Origin of the sequence: Micromonospora sp. SL1-18 (assembly GCF_047921505.1) — a bacterium.
In the GTDB taxonomy this organism is placed as follows: domain Bacteria; phylum Actinomycetota; class Actinomycetes; order Mycobacteriales; family Micromonosporaceae; genus Micromonospora.
Window position 1 is genome coordinate 16,403 of record NZ_JBLROA010000070.1, and the last position, 14,722, is coordinate 31,124.

At 71.5% G+C, this 14,722-nt stretch carries 18 protein-coding genes and 1 tRNA gene; 12 read left to right on the forward strand and 7 right to left on the reverse strand.

Annotation, left to right across the window (positions count from 1 at the left end):
• Nucleotides 1–27: 27 nt before the first annotated feature.
• Nucleotides 28–576: a CGNR zinc finger domain-containing protein gene (locus ACNAW0_RS25365; RefSeq protein WP_416290516.1), complete on the reverse strand. Its 549-nt coding sequence runs from the start codon at nucleotides 574–576 to the stop codon at nucleotides 28–30.
• An 86-nt stretch (nucleotides 577–662) separates the two neighbouring features.
• Here ACNAW0_RS25365 and ACNAW0_RS25370 point away from each other — a divergent pair, with 86 nt between their 5' ends.
• Together ACNAW0_RS25370 and ACNAW0_RS25375 are read left to right on the forward strand one after the other, a co-directional pair.
• Nucleotides 663–1,625: an EamA family transporter gene (locus ACNAW0_RS25370; RefSeq protein ID WP_416290517.1), complete on the forward strand. Its 963-nt coding sequence runs from the start codon at nucleotides 663–665 to the stop codon at nucleotides 1,623–1,625.
• Complete coding sequence (locus ACNAW0_RS25375) at nucleotides 1,622–2,305, forward strand: HAD family hydrolase (RefSeq protein WP_416290518.1); 684 nt, start codon at nucleotides 1,622–1,624, stop codon at nucleotides 2,303–2,305. Before ACNAW0_RS25370 ends, ACNAW0_RS25375 begins: the two co-directional genes overlap by 4 nt.
• Before the next feature lie 148 nt (nucleotides 2,306–2,453).
• Here ACNAW0_RS25375 and ACNAW0_RS25380 read toward each other — a convergent pair whose 3' ends face one another.
• Both ACNAW0_RS25380 and ACNAW0_RS25385 read right to left on the reverse strand, forming a co-directional pair.
• A complete protein-coding gene (locus ACNAW0_RS25380; RefSeq protein ID WP_416290519.1) occupies nucleotides 2,454–3,425 on the reverse strand; it encodes an endonuclease domain-containing protein in 972 nt (323 codons plus the stop codon).
• 265 nt (nucleotides 3,426–3,690) lie between these two features.
• The gene (locus ACNAW0_RS25385; protein WP_416290520.1) at nucleotides 3,691–4,338 is read right to left on the reverse strand and encodes an IclR family transcriptional regulator; all 648 of its coding nucleotides are present in this window, start codon (nucleotides 4,336–4,338) and stop codon (nucleotides 3,691–3,693) included.
• Nucleotides 4,339–4,401: 63 nt separating this feature from the next.
• Between ACNAW0_RS25385 and cysS the strand changes: the two genes are divergently transcribed.
• Both cysS and rlmB read left to right on the forward strand, forming a co-directional pair.
• Nucleotides 4,402–5,817, forward strand: coding sequence for a cysteine--tRNA ligase (gene cysS / locus ACNAW0_RS25390; protein WP_416290522.1), 1,416 nt, complete (start codon nucleotides 4,402–4,404; stop codon nucleotides 5,815–5,817).
• The gene (gene rlmB / locus ACNAW0_RS25395) at nucleotides 5,817–6,932 is read left to right on the forward strand and encodes a 23S rRNA (guanosine(2251)-2'-O)-methyltransferase RlmB (protein ID WP_416290523.1); all 1,116 of its coding nucleotides are present in this window, start codon (nucleotides 5,817–5,819) and stop codon (nucleotides 6,930–6,932) included. Before cysS ends, rlmB begins: the two co-directional genes overlap by 1 nt.
• Nucleotides 6,933–6,997: 65 nt before the next feature.
• On the opposite strand, the gene ACNAW0_RS25400 is transcribed toward rlmB, so the two are convergent.
• Nucleotides 6,998–8,089: an ABC transporter ATP-binding protein gene (locus ACNAW0_RS25400; RefSeq protein ID WP_416290524.1), complete on the reverse strand. Its 1,092-nt coding sequence runs from the start codon at nucleotides 8,087–8,089 to the stop codon at nucleotides 6,998–7,000.
• Between the two features lie 368 nt (nucleotides 8,090–8,457).
• On the opposite strand from ACNAW0_RS25400, the gene ACNAW0_RS25405 reads away from it, so the two are divergent.
• Nucleotides 8,458–8,534, forward strand: a tRNA-Thr gene (locus ACNAW0_RS25405).
• Nucleotides 8,535–8,607: 73 nt separating this feature from the next.
• On the opposite strand, the gene ACNAW0_RS25410 is transcribed toward ACNAW0_RS25405, so the two are convergent.
• Nucleotides 8,608–8,832, reverse strand: coding sequence for a hypothetical protein (locus tag ACNAW0_RS25410; RefSeq protein ID WP_416290525.1), 225 nt, complete (start codon nucleotides 8,830–8,832; stop codon nucleotides 8,608–8,610).
• On the opposite strand from ACNAW0_RS25410, the gene ACNAW0_RS25415 reads away from it, so the two are divergent.
• The gene (locus ACNAW0_RS25415; protein ID WP_416290526.1) at nucleotides 8,810–9,091 is read left to right on the forward strand and encodes a hypothetical protein; all 282 of its coding nucleotides are present in this window, start codon (nucleotides 8,810–8,812) and stop codon (nucleotides 9,089–9,091) included. The two genes, ACNAW0_RS25410 and ACNAW0_RS25415, sit on opposite strands and share 23 nt — an antisense overlap.
• Nucleotides 9,092–9,245: 154 nt before the next feature.
• On the opposite strand, the gene ACNAW0_RS25420 is transcribed toward ACNAW0_RS25415, so the two are convergent.
• Nucleotides 9,246–9,710 (reverse strand): carboxymuconolactone decarboxylase family protein, encoded by a 465-nt coding sequence (locus ACNAW0_RS25420; RefSeq protein WP_416290527.1) that lies wholly within the window; start codon nucleotides 9,708–9,710, stop codon nucleotides 9,246–9,248.
• A 139-nt stretch (nucleotides 9,711–9,849) separates the two neighbouring features.
• On the opposite strand from ACNAW0_RS25420, the gene ACNAW0_RS25425 reads away from it, so the two are divergent.
• From ACNAW0_RS25425 to ACNAW0_RS25445, 5 genes are all read left to right on the forward strand, one after another.
• A complete protein-coding gene (locus tag ACNAW0_RS25425) occupies nucleotides 9,850–10,719 on the forward strand; it encodes a sigma-70 family RNA polymerase sigma factor (protein ID WP_416290528.1) in 870 nt (289 codons plus the stop codon).
• Nucleotides 10,716–11,165, forward strand: coding sequence for a helix-turn-helix domain-containing protein (locus ACNAW0_RS25430; RefSeq protein WP_416290529.1), 450 nt, complete (start codon nucleotides 10,716–10,718; stop codon nucleotides 11,163–11,165). The genes ACNAW0_RS25425 and ACNAW0_RS25430 overlap by 4 nt, the downstream gene beginning before the upstream one ends.
• A 10-nt stretch (nucleotides 11,166–11,175) precedes the next feature.
• Nucleotides 11,176–11,595, forward strand: a complete 420-nt coding sequence (locus ACNAW0_RS25435; RefSeq protein ID WP_416290530.1) for a VOC family protein — start codon at nucleotides 11,176–11,178, stop codon at nucleotides 11,593–11,595.
• A gap of 147 nt (nucleotides 11,596–11,742) precedes the next feature.
• A complete protein-coding gene (locus ACNAW0_RS25440; protein ID WP_416290531.1) occupies nucleotides 11,743–11,868 on the forward strand; it encodes a hypothetical protein in 126 nt (41 codons plus the stop codon).
• Complete coding sequence (locus ACNAW0_RS25445; protein WP_416290532.1) at nucleotides 11,865–12,002, forward strand: hypothetical protein; 138 nt, start codon at nucleotides 11,865–11,867, stop codon at nucleotides 12,000–12,002. The genes ACNAW0_RS25440 and ACNAW0_RS25445 overlap by 4 nt, the downstream gene beginning before the upstream one ends.
• A gap of 61 nt (nucleotides 12,003–12,063) precedes the next feature.
• On the opposite strand, the gene ACNAW0_RS25450 is transcribed toward ACNAW0_RS25445, so the two are convergent.
• Nucleotides 12,064–12,579, reverse strand: coding sequence for a protealysin inhibitor emfourin (locus ACNAW0_RS25450; RefSeq protein ID WP_416290533.1), 516 nt, complete (start codon nucleotides 12,577–12,579; stop codon nucleotides 12,064–12,066).
• Nucleotides 12,580–12,748: 169 nt separating this feature from the next.
• On the opposite strand from ACNAW0_RS25450, the gene ACNAW0_RS25455 reads away from it, so the two are divergent.
• A partial coding sequence (locus tag ACNAW0_RS25455; RefSeq protein WP_416290534.1) for a M4 family metallopeptidase occupies nucleotides 12,749–14,722 on the forward strand: 1,974 nt, incomplete at its 3' end.

The following is a 14,722-nucleotide window of genomic DNA, read 5'->3' on the forward strand; positions in this document are numbered from 1 at the left end:
GCGGGCCGTTGGACCGGCCCGGACGCGTCAGGAGTGGGACGCCGCCTTGCGGGCCCGGTAGGCGCTCACCGCGGCGCGGTTGCCGCAGCCGGCGTCGCAGAACCGGCGGCACCGGTTCTTCGACAGGTCGACCAGGACGTTGTCGCAGTCCGGATGGTCGCAGATGCGCAGGCGGCTCAGCTCGTCCATGCGGACCAGGTCGGCCAGCGCCATGGCCGCCTCGACGGCCATCCGGGTCGCCAGCGGCGCGTCGCGGGGTACGGCGTGCAGGTGGTACGGCTCGTCGTCGTGCTGGATGAGCTGCGGCAGCGCGTGTGACTCGCGGAGCAGCCCGTTGACGATTGCCACCACCTCGTGGGTGTCGGCGTACCAGATCCGGCGGAGGCGGGGGCGCAGGGCGTGGACCTGGCGCAGCTCGGCGTCGGTGTGCTCGTGCCGGCCGGTCCAGCCGTGCACGGCGACGAACTCGTCGAGGGCGGCCACGTCGGGCAGCCCCTCCTCCCGGTCTAGGCCGGCGGTGTTGACCAGCCCTGCGGCGGCGACCAGGCCACACTCGGTGTCATGAGCGAAGAGCAACTTGACTCCTGTCAGGATGCCAGCCTAGCGTCATCAGCATAACCAGTTTTCACTCATGACCGGTCGTGCGGATCAAGGAGCTGTCGATGCGTGAACGGTCCGGCGTTGGCCTCGGCCTGGCCTTGCTCTCCGCGCTCACCTTCGCCACCTCGGGCACGTTCGCCCGCCCGCTGGTCACCGGCGACTGGTCCGCCGAGGCCGTCGTGTTGGCCCGGGTCGGCATCGCGGCGCTGGTGTTGGCCGTACCGGCCGTGCTGGCGCTGCGCGGTCGGTGGCCGGTGCTGCGCCGCAACGCCGGCGCGATCGTCGTGTTCGGCCTGCTCGGCGTGACGGTGGCCCAGGCGTGCTTCTTCAACGCGGTCCGCTACCTGCCGGTCGGTGTCGCACTCCTGCTGGAATACCTGGGCATCGTGCTAGTGGTCGGCTGGATGTGGCTGGTCCACGGCCAGCGGCCCCGGCTGCTGACCGTGGCCGGGTCGGTGGCCGCGCTGGGCGGGCTGGTGTTCGTGCTTGACCTGACCGGCGCCGGGCGGCTCGACCCGGTAGGTGTGCTCTGGGGGCTCGGCGCCGGCGTCGGGCTGGCCGGGTACTTCGTCATCGCCGGCCGGGTCGACCCCGCGCTGCCGTCCGTGGTGCTGGCCAGCGGCGGCATGGCCTTCGGCGCGCTGGCACTGGCCCTGCTCGGCGTGGTCAAGGTGCTGCCGTTGCGGGCGAGCACCGCCGACGTCGCCTTCGCCGGGCACTGGATGAGCTGGCTGGTGCCGGTCGCCGGCCTGTCGCTGATCGCCGCGGTGGTCTCGTACCTGACCGGCGTCGCGGGGACCCGGTTGCTCGGCGCGCGGCTGTCGTCCTTCGTCGGGCTCACCGAGGTGATGTTCGCGGTGCTGATCGCCTGGCTGGTGCTGGGTGAGCTGCCGAGCGGCGTCCAACTGCTCGGCGGGGCTTTGATCGTGGTCGGAGTCGCCCTGGTCCGCCTCGACGAGCTGCGTGCCGCGCCGGAGGCGAGCCCGCCGGCCCCGGCCGAGCCGGCCCTGGCCGCCGAGCGATGAGCGGACCGCGTACGGCCGTCGTCTTCGACGTCGACGAGACCCTGGTCGACCTGCGCCCGGCGGTCACCGGCGCGCTGGCGGCCGTACTCGAGGAGATGCGGCGGTGGACCCCAGCGGCGGCCGGGGTCTCGCTTGCGGACCTGGAGTCGGACTGGGGTGCGATGTTCGGCGCGCTGAGTGCGGCGCCGGTGCAGGAGATCCGGCGAGCGGCGCTGGCCCGGTCGCTGGCCCGAGCCGGGCTCGACGACCACCTGGACGAGTTCGCCGCGCTTTTCTTCGCCCGCCGGTTCGCCCTGACCCGTCCGTTCCCGGACGCGGTGCCCGCGCTGGCCGCGCTGCGCCCGCGCCACCTGCTGGGCCTGGCCACCAACGGCAACAGCCGCGCCGAACGTTGCGGGCTCGCCCGGAAGTTCTCCTTTGAGCTGTACGCGCACGAGAACGGCCTGCCGAAGAAGCCGGAGCCGGAGTTCTACGCCGCCGTGGTGGCGGCGGCCGGACTGCCGCCCGAGCGGATCGTGTACGTCGGGGACTCGCCGGAGCACGATGTTCTGGCGGCGCAACGGGCCGGCCTGCGCGCGGTCTGGCTGAACCGGGCCGGGCTCCCCCGCCCGTCCGGGCTGGCCCCGGACGCCGAGGTGTCCACCCTGGCCGAGCTGCCCGAACTCCTCGCCCGCCGCTGACTCGTCGACCCCTGGCCCTCGACCCCTGGCCCTCGACCCCTGGCCTTCGGCCGGGCCCCGGCCTTGATCGGCGCGGTGTGCGGTGGGATGGGGTCTCTTGAGCGACCGTGAGCCCAATGTGCGGCACGTCGAGTCGATCAACTGGCCGTCAGGGCCGCCAGCCCCGGGAGGCCAGGGCCGCCCGGATTTCGCGGACGACTGCGGGGAACTCGTGATGGAATCGCCGGCTTGCCACGTGCAACACGAGCCAACCGGCCGTGACGAGCTGGTTCAGCCGTCGTCGGTCCCGGTGGAGTTGGTCCGGGTCCGCGTGCCAGTGGCCGTCATACTCGACGGCGACCTGGAACTCGGGCCAGGCCAGGTCCGGATGCAGCACCAGACCGGACAGCAACAGAACCGGGTGCTGCGCCAGCGGCCTGGGTAGCCCAGCAAGCACCAGGCGAACCCGCAAGGCCGACTCGGCCGGAGATTCCGCTCGCGGGTCAGCCAGACCGAATACCCAGCGTGCCCGCCGCCCGCCCGGGCGCTCGGCATTGCGGTCGCCGATCTCGGCGAGAGCCGCCGGGGTGGTGAGGCCCCGGCCGAGCAACGCGTCAACGATCCCGACCGCGCGGATCGGATCCAACCAGACGGCGGTCTCCCAGGCGGCGTCCGCCGGGCCGGTCCGCAGCGGTGTGTCGGCCGCGAATATCAGGGCCGCGTCGGCCACCCGAAGCGGTCGCGAGGGCTCGCGCGGCCCTTGATCGGGTTGGAGAGGCTCGGGCGGCGGCACCGTGAGCAGCGTCGAGTGAACCCGGAGCCGGTGCTGACTTCGCAGCCCGGCCGGGCGGCGTGCGAGAACATGGACGTCGTCGGTGAAATCGGCGGCGTGCTCGATGCCGTGCAAGTACGCGGACGAAGGCCCGGCGATCAGCGCGTCCGGCGGCAGCTGAAGGGTGGCTGCTCGGCAGGCCAGGGCGTGGTCCCGGTCGAGGCGGGCGTCGGCGTAGACGTCGTGGCGCACCCGAACCCACGCCGAGCTGCGGAGCTGATGCCGGGTGAGCAGGCCGCGCCGAACCACGTCGGAGCCACGGAACACCCGCCATGCCAGGAGGTCTGGCCGGTGTGGTTGAGGAGGCATGCCGACCAGCCTGCTGGCCCGAGGCCGTCCGTAGGTACCCCTGTGGACAACCGCCGCCAGGTCACTTCCGTTGGCCTGTGGACAACCAACACCACGGCCGTCGGCTGTGCTATTCGAGATCAACTCAATGCGCGGCGGCGCTACGCGAGATCAACTCGATGTGCGGCAGATGGTGGTCTCCACGGCGACTGAGACCACAGGTTGCCGCGCACGGAGTCGATCAAGCCTCAGGCAGTCGGCCAAGCCTCAGTCAGTCGGTCAAGGCTCAGGCAAGGGCCGTGGCGATCGCGGTCGCGGCGGCGGCCACCTGGGCGCCGACCACGTCCACGTCGAGCGGGGTCAGCGACACCACCCCGACGCTCGCCTCCAGGCCGGGGACCCCGAGCACCGGCGCCGCCACCCCGTACGCCCCGGACTGCAGCTCCCCGCTGGTGCTGACCGGGCCGGCGGCGCCCGCCCGGCCGGCGAGGATGGCCCGTCCCGCCGCCCCCCGCTCCAGCGGGTGTCGGGACCCGGTCCGGTACGCCACGTGGAACGACGTCCAGCTCGGCTCCACCACCGCGAGGGCGACCCCCTCGCCGCCCTCGACCACGGTCAGGTGAGCCGTCGCGCCGGCCTGCTCGGCCAGCCGGCGCAGCGCGGGCAACGCCCCCTCGGCGAGCAGCGGCTGGGCGCGCCGGGCCAGGTGCAGCACGCCGACGCCCAGCCGCAGCCGACCCTCGCCGTCGCGGCGCAGCATGCCGTGGTCGGTTAGCGCGCCGACCAGCCGGTAGACCGCCGCCCGGCCGACGCCCAGCCGGTTCGCCGCCTCGGTGACGGTCAGCCCGCCGGGCGCGTCCGCGACCAGGTGCAGCAGGCGCAGGCCTCGGTCCAGGGTCTGCGCCGTCTCTCCCGCGCGTGCCGCCGTGTCCACAGCACGCAGCGTACGACCCGGCTCCCGGGAACCTCGAAATGCGCGGACGGCTACCCTTGTACGGTGACGCTCCGCCTGTACGACACTGCCACCCGAACGGTCCGAAACTTCGTCCCGAGAGAAGCCGGCAAGGTGAGCGTCTACCTGTGTGGTCTCACCCTCCAGGCCCCGCCGCACATCGGTCACCTTCGCTCCGGCGTCAACTACGACGTGCTGCGCCGCTGGTTGATGGCCTCGGGTTTCGAGGTCACCTTCATCCGCAACGTGACCGACATCGACGACAAGATCCTGGTCAAGGCGGTTGAGCAGGATCGGCCGTTCTGGTCGATCGCGTACGCCAACGAGCAGATCCTGGCCGAGTCGTACCGGGCGTTGAACGTGCTGCCGCCGACGTACGAGCCGCGGGCCACCGGGCACATCCCGGAGATGCACGAGCTGATCGCCCGGCTGATCGAGACCGGGCACGCCTACCCGGCCACCGACGGCTCCGGCGACGTCTACTTCGACGTGGCCTCGTGGCCCGCGTACGGGTCGCTTTCCGGCCAGTCCCCGGAGGACATGCAGTCCGCCGGGGAGGCCCCGGAGCGGGGCAAACGTGACCCGCGGGACTTCGCGCTCTGGAAGGGCGTCAAGCCGGAAGAGCCGGCGGACGCGTACTGGCCGTCGCCGTGGGGCCGGGGCCGGCCCGGCTGGCACATCGAGTGCTCGGCGATGTGCTGGCGCTACCTCGGCCCGGAGTTCGACATCCACGGCGGCGGGCTCGACCTGATCTTCCCGCACCACGAGAACGAGCTTGCCCAGTCCCAGGCCGCCGACCTGCCGTTCGCCCGCTACTGGGTGCATCACGGCCTGCTCAGCATCGCCGGAACCAAGATGGGCAAGTCGCTGGGCAACACCCTCGACCTCGACTACGTGGCGTCCCTCGGGGTGCGCCCGGTGGAGCTGCGCTACTACTACGCCGCGGCGCACTACCGGTCCCGCATCGACTACTCCGAGGAATCGCTGCGCGACGCCGCCGTCGCGTACCGGCGGATCGAGGGCTTCGTGCAGCGGGCGGCCGAGCGGGTCGGCGGCGGGCAGCCCGGCGAGCTGCCGGTCGGCTTCGTCGCCGCGATGGACGACGACCTCAACACCTCGGCCGCGCTGGCCGTGCTGCACGAGGTGGTCCGGGACGGCAACACCGCGCTGACCGCCGGCGACGATGTGACCGTCCGCACGACGCTGGCCGCCGCGCGGGCGATGCTGGATATCCTCGGCGTCGACCCCCTGGACCCGGTCTGGACGGGTGGCGGCCCCGCGAGCGACCTGCGTGGTGTGGTGGACTCCCTGATCGCGCTCGCCCTGGAGCAGCGTGCCCAGGCCCGCAGCCGCAAGGACTGGGCCGCCGCCGACGCCGTACGCGACCAGCTCAAGCGGGCTGGCGTAGCGGTCGAGGACACTTCCCAGGGCCCCCGTTGGACTATTGGAGAGCAGGACTGATGGCCGGCAACTCGCAGCGCCGTGGCCGGCGACTGACGCCGAAGGCGGGTGCCCCGAAGGGCTCCGGCGGCAAGAACCGGGATGCCCTCGCGGGCCGGGGACGCACCCTGCCCGCCGACGAGCGGCCCTGGCACAAGGCCTACTCGGGCACCGAGAAGCTCCCCCAGCGCACCGCCTGGAAGCAGGAGAAGGAGCGCCGCGCGGCGGCTGAGGAGGGGCGCGCCCCCAAGATCGGCCAGCCGGGCACCAAGGACACCACCTGGGGCAAGGGCAGCCGGGCCGACGTCCCGCTCAAGGGCGGCAAGGGCAAGTCCCCCGGCCGCGGCGGCCCCCGGGTCGCCCCGGGCCGCAAGGCCAACCCGGCCAAGGACAGCCCGGAACTGCTGGTCGGGCGGAATCCGGTGCTGGAGTCGCTGCGCGCCCAGGTGCCGGCGACCGCCCTCTACACCGCCCAGGGCATCGACATCGACGACCGGATCAAGGAGATCGTCCGGACCGCCGCCGACCGGGGCATCGCGATCCTGGAGGTCAGCCGGGCCGAGCTGGACCGGATGACCGGCGGCGTGCTGCACCAGGGCGTCGGCCTCCAGGTGCCGCCGTTCGCGTACGAGCCGTTCGAGGACATGCTTGCGGCGTCGCTGGAGCAGGGTGCCCCGCTGCTGGTCGCGCTGGACGGGGTCACCGACCCGCGCAACCTCGGCGCGGTGATCCGGTCCGCCGCCGCGTTCGGCGCGCAGGGCGTCTTCGTACCCGAGCGGCGGGCCGCCGGGATCACCGCGACCGCCTGGCGGACCAGCGCCGGCGCGGCCGCGCGGGTGCCCGTCGCGCAGGTCACCAACCTGACCCGGTCGCTGAAGGCGTGCAAGGACGCCGGGTTCGTCGTGGTCGGCCTGGACGCCGACGGCGAGACCGAGCTGTACGACCTGGAGGCCGCGGTCGGCCCGCTGGTCGTGGTGGTCGGCTCGGAGGGGCGCGGGTTGTCCCGGCTGGTCGGCGAGACCTGCGACCTGACCGTGAGCATCCCGATGGTCTCCGCCGTCGAGTCGCTCAACGCCAGCGTCGCCGCCGCGGTCACCCTCGCCGAGGTTGCCCGTCGGCGCGCCGTCGAGGCGTAACCCAGGGATTCGCAGACGCGAAATGGGGCGGTCCGTCGTGACGGGCCGCCCCATTTTCGCGTACGTCAGATCCGGTTGCCGGTGGTGGCGTGGAAGACGTGGCTGCGGCCCGTGCGCGGCTTGACGAACACGGTGTCGCCCATGTTCGGCATGGAGCGGCGGTCGGTCCGCACGACGAAGCGCTCGGAGTTGCCACCGAGCGCGGCGTGGCCGTAGATGTTGGCGTCGGAGCCCAGGTCCTCGACCAGCTCGACCACGACCGGCATACCGCCCTCGGTCGGGCTGACCAGGTCGCAGTCCTCCGGACGGAAGCCGACGGTGACCTTGCCGTCGCCGCCCTCGGCCTTGGCCGCCGCGACCTGCTCGCGGGTCAGCGGCACGTGCATCTCGGCGAACTCGGCGCCCTTCTCGTTCAGCGTCACCGTCTTGATGTTCATGGCCGGGGAGCCCATGAAGCCGGCGACGAAGACGTTGGCCGGGGTGTCGTAGAGCGCACGCGGGGTGTCCACCTGCTGGAGGACGCCGTCGAGCATGACCGCGACCCGGTGACCCATGGTCATGGCCTCGACCTGGTCGTGGGTCACGTACACGGTGGTGACGCCCAGCTTGGCCTGCAGGGACGCGATCTGCGTACGGGTCTGCACCCGGAGCTTGGCGTCGAGGTTGGACAGCGGCTCGTCCATGAGGAAGACCTGCGGCTCGCGGACGATCGCGCGGCCCATGGCGACCCGCTGGCGCTGGCCACCGGAGAGCGCCTTCGGCTTGCGGTTGAGGAAGTCCTCGAGCTGGAGCAGCGCCGCCGCCTCCTTGACCCGCCGGTCGATCTCCGACTTCGAGGTCTTGCGCAGCTTGAGCGCGAACGCCATGTTCTCGTACACCGTCATGTGCGGGTAGAGGGCGTAGTTCTGGAAGACCATCGCGATGTCGCGGGCCTTCGGCGGCAGGTGGGTGACGTCCCGCTCGTCGATGTAGATGGCACCGTCGTCGACGTCCTCCAGACCGGCGAGCATCCGCAGGCTGGTGGACTTGCCGCAACCCGACGGGCCGACCAGGACGAGGAACTCCCCGTCACCGATCTCAAGGTCGAGCTTGTTGACGGCGGGGCGCTCGGTGCCCGGGTAGATCCGGGACGCCTTCGAGTAGGTGACCGTAGCCATGGTGGAGCGCTTCCTTTCACCGGCAGGAACGTGCCGGACGATCCGAGTGGAAGGAGCGACCGGCACCCACGGTGCCGGCCAACGGGCGTCGTCCGGGCAGCCGCCGAGGCCGACCGGAGTGCCGTCCGTGTCACTGCACGGTAAACGGCTTTTCCGAACCTGCCAAGACTGCGGAACATCCGGTGGGCCGGATCGCATGCCGCATAACGGTCACACGGGCACGCCGAGGCAGCAATCCACACGGCTTGCCCCCGTTATGGCGGCGATCCGTCGGCGCCGAGATCGAGAAATTGACGTTTTCCATGCTCGGGAGCCCTGCCGAGCGGGATTTCCGGACCTCAGTCGCTATGCTGACCATGGCACCACACGCCCCTGTAGCTCAGCTGGCCAGAGCACTCGCCTTGTAAGCGAGATGTCGCCGGTTCGATCCCGGCCGGGGGCTCCAATTCCACCAGGCATTTCGCGGCGGCCGCCGCCGCGAGACGACCGGATGACAGCAACGCTGACAGCAACGCGGTTCATGACGGCCGCCCGTCGAGCTTGCCGAGCGCGGCAGCAATGGCAAAGGTGTCCCAACCCCAGCGGTAGCACCAAACGCGAGCAGCTTCAGCACAGGCCACTCCCATGATCAGACGTGCCGTGGGCGGTGCGGCCTCGTCGTACTCTGACTCTGGCTGATCGAGGGTGGGGAGCCGATGACAGCTCCAGATGATCGCCGCCATGGGCATGATCGCCGCGCTCATCGCGGCTCAGATGTTGGTGTTCGGCGCGGTACGCCTTGTCAAGCCTCGTTCCTACGAGCCCTTCACCTGGTACCCGTACGGCGGGCGGGTCCTCTTCGCGATCTTCTGCGTCGGCTTGGGGGTGGGGGCCCTGGCAAATTGGATGGGCATCCCGTTGAGGTTCGTGCCTCCCGCCGTAGCCGTGGTGTGCGCGGCGGTGGTGATGCACCCCCGCATGCGGCACAGGCCCGCAGCGCCGGTGTCCCGCCTCATGCGCTGAGCAGCGCCGGGCGAGGTGCCCGCGCCGGGCCTCGCGTTCGGCGCGCTTGCGCTCGCCCATGCGACCGGCACGCGACGGGCCGACGGGCCGCCGGGCCGAGGCGGTCGTGGCCGCCGGGACGACCACGACCGCTGCCCACTGGGGCCGCCGGCCGTCAGCCCCAGTGCTGCGGGGCGGGCTGGCGGGTGGCGGCGTTGATCCGGTTGAAGAAGTTGGTGGTGGCGATCCACAGCACCAGAGCGGCCAGCTCCTTCTCCCCGAAGTGCCGGGCGGCCTCCGCCCACACGGAGTCCGGCACCGCGTCGCTGCTGTCGGCGAGCCGGGTCGCGGCCTCGGCCAGCGCGAGCGCGGCCCGCTCCGCGTCGGTGAAGTACGGCGTCTCCCGCCAGGCGGCCAGCGCGAAGAGCCGCTCCTCCGTCTCGCCGGCCTTCCGGGCGGCGCGGGCCCCGGAGTCGACGCAGGCGCTGCATCCGTTGATCTGGCTGGCCCGCAGGTGGACCAGCTCCAGCGTGCTGCCGGGTACGCCCGCCGAGTGCGCGGCCTTGTAGAGCAGGTTGATGGCCTGCATCGCGTCGGGAAGCAGCGCCGCCGGGTTCGAGATCCGTGCCTCAAGAGCCATTTTCATCCATCCTGTCTTGTTAGGCTGGCCAGCGTTCGTCACGCCGTCGTCGTCGTCCGTCACCCGGATGTCGAGGTTCGGACGAGCGGCGTGACAGATGTGGCGGCAGTCACTCGGGGGCGTGGAGGATGGCGAGGCCGTGAGCGGCACCAACCTGTTGGGCCGGCGCTTCGAGGAACAGCGCCCTCGACTGCTCGCGGTGGCGCACCGGATGCTCGGCTCCTCGGTCGAGGCCGAGGACGCCGTGCAGGACACCTGGCTGCGGCTCACCCGCGCCGACACCGACGCCATCGACAACCTGCCGGGCTGGCTGACCACCACCGTCGGCCGGGTCTGCCTGGACCGGCTGCGATCCGGCAACGCCCGCCACGAACAGCCGGCGGAGGTGACGGGAGACGAGACGCCCGGCGGGCGCGACCCGGAGCAGGAGGCGCTGCTCGCCGAGTCGGTCGGCCAGGCGCTCGAGGTGGTGCTCACCACCCTCGGCCCGACCGAACGGCTGGTGTTCGTGCTGCACGACATGTTCGCCGTCTCCTTCGAGGAGATCGCGCCGGTGGTGGACCGCAGCGCCGCCGCCGTACGGCAGATCGCCAGCCGCGCCCGGCGCCGGGTGCAGAGCCGGTCCGCCGACCCGGAGGTCGATCCCGCCCGGCAGCGCCGGATGGTCGAGGCGTTCCTCGCCGCCTCGCGGGAGGGCCGCTTCGACGACCTGGTCAGCCTGCTCGACCCGTACGTGGTGCTGCGCGGCGATGCCACCGCCGTCCGAATGGGCGGGGCCGCCGAGCTGCGCGGCTCGTCCGGCGTGGCCGACTTCTTCAACGGGCGGGCCCAGGGCGCGGTGCCCGCGTTCGTCGACGGGATGCCGGGCGCCGTCGTGGTCCTGGGCGGCCGGGCCAGCCTCGCGCTCAGCTTCACCGTCACCGACCGGATCATCGGGATCGAGGCGCTGGCCGATCCCGACCAGCTCCGCGAGCTCGACCTAGTCGTGAACGGGGGAACGGTTCGGTGAGCCGGGCGGTCGAGGAGTCCAACCGGGCGATGCTGCGCGCCCGGGACGCGATGGATCGGGCGTACGCACAGCCGCTGGACGTGCCGGCGCTGGCCCGGATCGCGCACGTCTCCGAGGCGCACTTCATCCGCACCTTCCGCGCCACCTTCGGCGAGACCCCGCACCGCTACCTCCAACGCCGCCGGGTGGAACGGGCGATGTACCTGCTGGTGCGCACCGATCAGCCGGTCACCGAGATCTGCTACGCGGTGGGCTTCGGCAGCCTGGGGACGTTCAGCCGCACGTTCCGGGACATCGTCGGCGAGTCGCCGTCGGTGTACCGGCAGCGGAAGGCGGTCGCGGCGGGCGTACCGAGCTGCTTCATCAAGGCGTGGATGCGGCCGAGCGCCGCCAGACCGCTCAACCGGTCAGTTTTGGATAAGCAGCGGGTCGGTGCCCTGCCCTAGCGTCTTCGGCATGACGATGAACGCGATTTCCCGCTCCCAGATCTATGTCCTCGACCAGGACGAGGCCCTCGACTTCTACGTCGGCAAGCTCGGCATGGTGGTCAACACCGACGCGGACCTCGGCTTCATGCGCTGGCTCACGGTCAACCTGCCGGGTGACCCGGAGCGCGAGATCCTGCTGGAGAAGCCCGGCCCGCCGGCCCTCGACCCGGCCACCGCCGAGCAGGTCCGCGAGCTGCTCACCAAGGGGGCGCTCGGTGGCCACCTCTTCATGACCACCGACGACGCCTACAAGACGTACGAGGACCTGGTGGCGAAGGGCGTGGACGTCTACGACGAGCCGACCAAGCAGTCGTACGGCATCGACTTCGGCATCCGTGACCCGTTCGGCAACAAGATCCGCATCGGCCAGATGTTCCCCCGGGCCTGAGGAGGCGGACCGGCCGACCCGCCCGGCGGTCGGCTGAGGACGGACCCCACGGTCGGGAGGCGCGGCCTGCACCCGGCGTACGCGGACTTCCTGGCCGACTTCACCGAGCGGGAGCGGGCCGACGGACCGCGCCGGACGGCGGAGGCCGTGGCCCGCTTCGCGACCGCGCCCGCCGAGGGTGACGTCCGGGAACTGGTGATCACCCACAACTTCCTGATCGGCTGGCTCGTCCGGCACGCGCTGGACGCCCGGAGCGCCGCTGGCTCGGGTTGAACCACCACAACTGCGGGCTGACCGTCATCCGCTACGGCTCGGCCCGCCCGCCGTGCCTGATCGCCCACAACGACGTCGCCCACCTGCCGCCCGAGCTGCGGGCCACCGGTCTTCCGCCGGACTACCGGATCTGACGCCGCCGAGCTCGGCGACGGGCCGGTCCTCGATCCGGCCGCGCCCCCGCCCGGCGGGGCGTCAGTCGGTGGCCTGGGTGAGCAGCTCGACCACCGCGGCGGTGGCGGGCGGCGCGTCCTTCGGCGAGCAGTCCACGTAGCCGGTGGTGACCGCACCCACGGTGAGCTGGTAGGTGAAGGCGTCCGAGCACTCCGTCGCGGTGGCGGTGCCCTCGGCGAGCAGGCGCCGGTCGGCGGTGAGCCGCCGGAGCCGGTCCAGGTCGGCGGGGTCGAGTTGACCGGTACGGGTGGCGCCGGCCCGGTCGACCTTGGTCCAGCGACCGTCGGGCGTCACGGTCACGGTGTCCTTCACCCCGGCGATGCCGCCGGACTTCGTCAGCACCACGTCCACGCCCGGCTTCCCAGCCGGTTCGGTGCCGGCTGCGGGTGCCGTGGTCGGCGGGCTGATCGGTGCCGTGGTGGGTGCGGTGGGCGGTGCGCTGGTCGGGGTGGTGCCGGTTTCGCCACTCTGGGCGCACGCGGCGATGGGGACGAGGAGCGCGACGAGGGCGGCTGCCGCGGCCGGGGTGGTTCTCATGGCGATCGGACGCACGGCAGAACCACCCGGTTCCACTACCTGCGCCGCCTCATCCGAACGGCCAGTGTCTCGGGCGAGATTCGTCCGACCCCCTTCCCCTTTCCTCGATGTATCGCTATATCTACACCCGTGACTACGCCCGTCACATCTTTCCCCCTCAGGAGGGCACGTGAAAAGACCCCTCGCCGTCGTCAGCGCAGCGCTACTCACCAGCGGCGTGCTGACCTGCGTCACCACCTCGGCGCAAGCGGCACCGCCCAGCGCTCCTGCCTCGGAGTCCGCGGCAGCTGGTGCGGACAGCCTGCTCCGCGCCAACCCCGGTGCCGTCCAGGGCGCCAGCGGGGACGCGTACCAGGTCGTCCGTACCAAGGTGGACGCCTCCGGAGCCGCCCACACCCGGTACAGCCGGACCTACCACGGCCTGCGTGTCTACGGCGGTGACTTCATCATCCACACCGCTCCGGACGGCACCACGACCGGCACCTCGATCGGCCTGACCGCGCCGCTCACCCTGGGCACCACCGCCAAGGTCAGCTCGGCCGCCGCCGCGGCCAGCGCGCGGAAGGTGTTCTCCGGCACGATCACCTCGGTGGGCACGCCCGAGCTCTTCGTCGACGCCAGCTCGGGCAAGGGCCGTCTGGCCTGGGAGACCGTCGCCGCCGGCTGGCAGCCCGACAAGCAGACCCCGTCCAAGCTGCACGTGATCACCGATGCCACCACCGGCAAGGTGATCGGCTCGTACGACGAGATCGAGGGGATTGCCGGCACCGGCAACAGCGTCTACGCCGGCACGGTCAGCATCGACACGACGCTCTCCGGCAGCACCTACCAGATGGTGGACCCGTCGCACGGCAACGGCCGGACCTGCGACATGAACAACACCACCACCGGCACCTGCACCACGTTCACCAACTCGACCAACACCTGGGGCAACGGCGCCACCTCCAACCGGCAGTCGGCCGCGGTCGATGCCCACTACGGCGCGGCGACGACGTTCGACTACTACAAGAACGTGCACGGCCGCAGCGGCATCTTCGCCAACGGCACCGGCGTGCCGAGCCGGGTGCACTACGGCAACGCCTACGTCAACGCGTTCTGGGACGGCTCCCAGATGACCTACGGCGACGGGTCGAGCAACGCTCGCCCGCTGGTGTCGCTCGACGTGGCCGGCCACGAGATGAGCCACGGCGTCACCGAGAGGACCGCCAACCTGACCTACTCCGGTGAGTCCGGCGGCCTCAACGAGGCCACCAGCGACATCTTCGGCACGATGGTCGAGTTCTACGCCAACAACCCGGCCGACCCGGGTGATTACCAGATCGGCGAGAAGATCAACATCAACGGCAACGGCACGCCGCTGCGCTACATGTACAACCCGTCGTTGGACGGTTCGTCGCACTCCTGCTGGTCCACCACGACCAAGAACGTCGACGTGCACTACTCGTCCGGCCCGGGCAACCACTTCTTCTTCGACCTGGCCGAGGGCACCGGCGCCACGCCGTACGGCACCTCGCCGGTCTGCGGCTCCGCCCCGGCGGTGACCGGCATCGGCCGGGCCAAGGCGGAGAAGATCTGGTTCCGCGCGCTCACCGTGTACTTCACCTCGAACACCTCGTACGTCAACGCCACCAACCCGGCGAACACCGCCCGGGCGTACACCCTCAAGGCGGCGACCGACCTGTACGGCAACTGCTCCACGGAGTACAAGACCGTCCAGGCGGCGTGGACCGCGGTCAACGTGGCCGGCAACGATGCACCCTGCGGGTCGACCGGCAACGACTTCTCCGTCTCGCTCTCGCCGACCTCCGGCTCGGTGACCGCGGGTGGTGCCGTATCCACCAACGTGTCCACCGCGACCACCAGCGGGACCGCGCAGACCGTGACGTTCTCCGCGTCCGGCCTGCCGACCGGCGCCTCGGCGTCGTTCAGCCCGTCCTCGGTGACCTCGGGCGGCTCGTCCACCCTCACCATCAGCACCTCGTCGAGCACCCCGGCCGGTACCTACACGGTCACCGTCACCGGCACCGGCACCTCGGTGAACCACACGGCGACCTACACGCTGACCGTGAACGGCAGCGGTGGTGGTTGCACCGGTGCCGGCCAGAAGCTGGGTAACCCCGGGTTCGAGTCGGGCAACACGGTG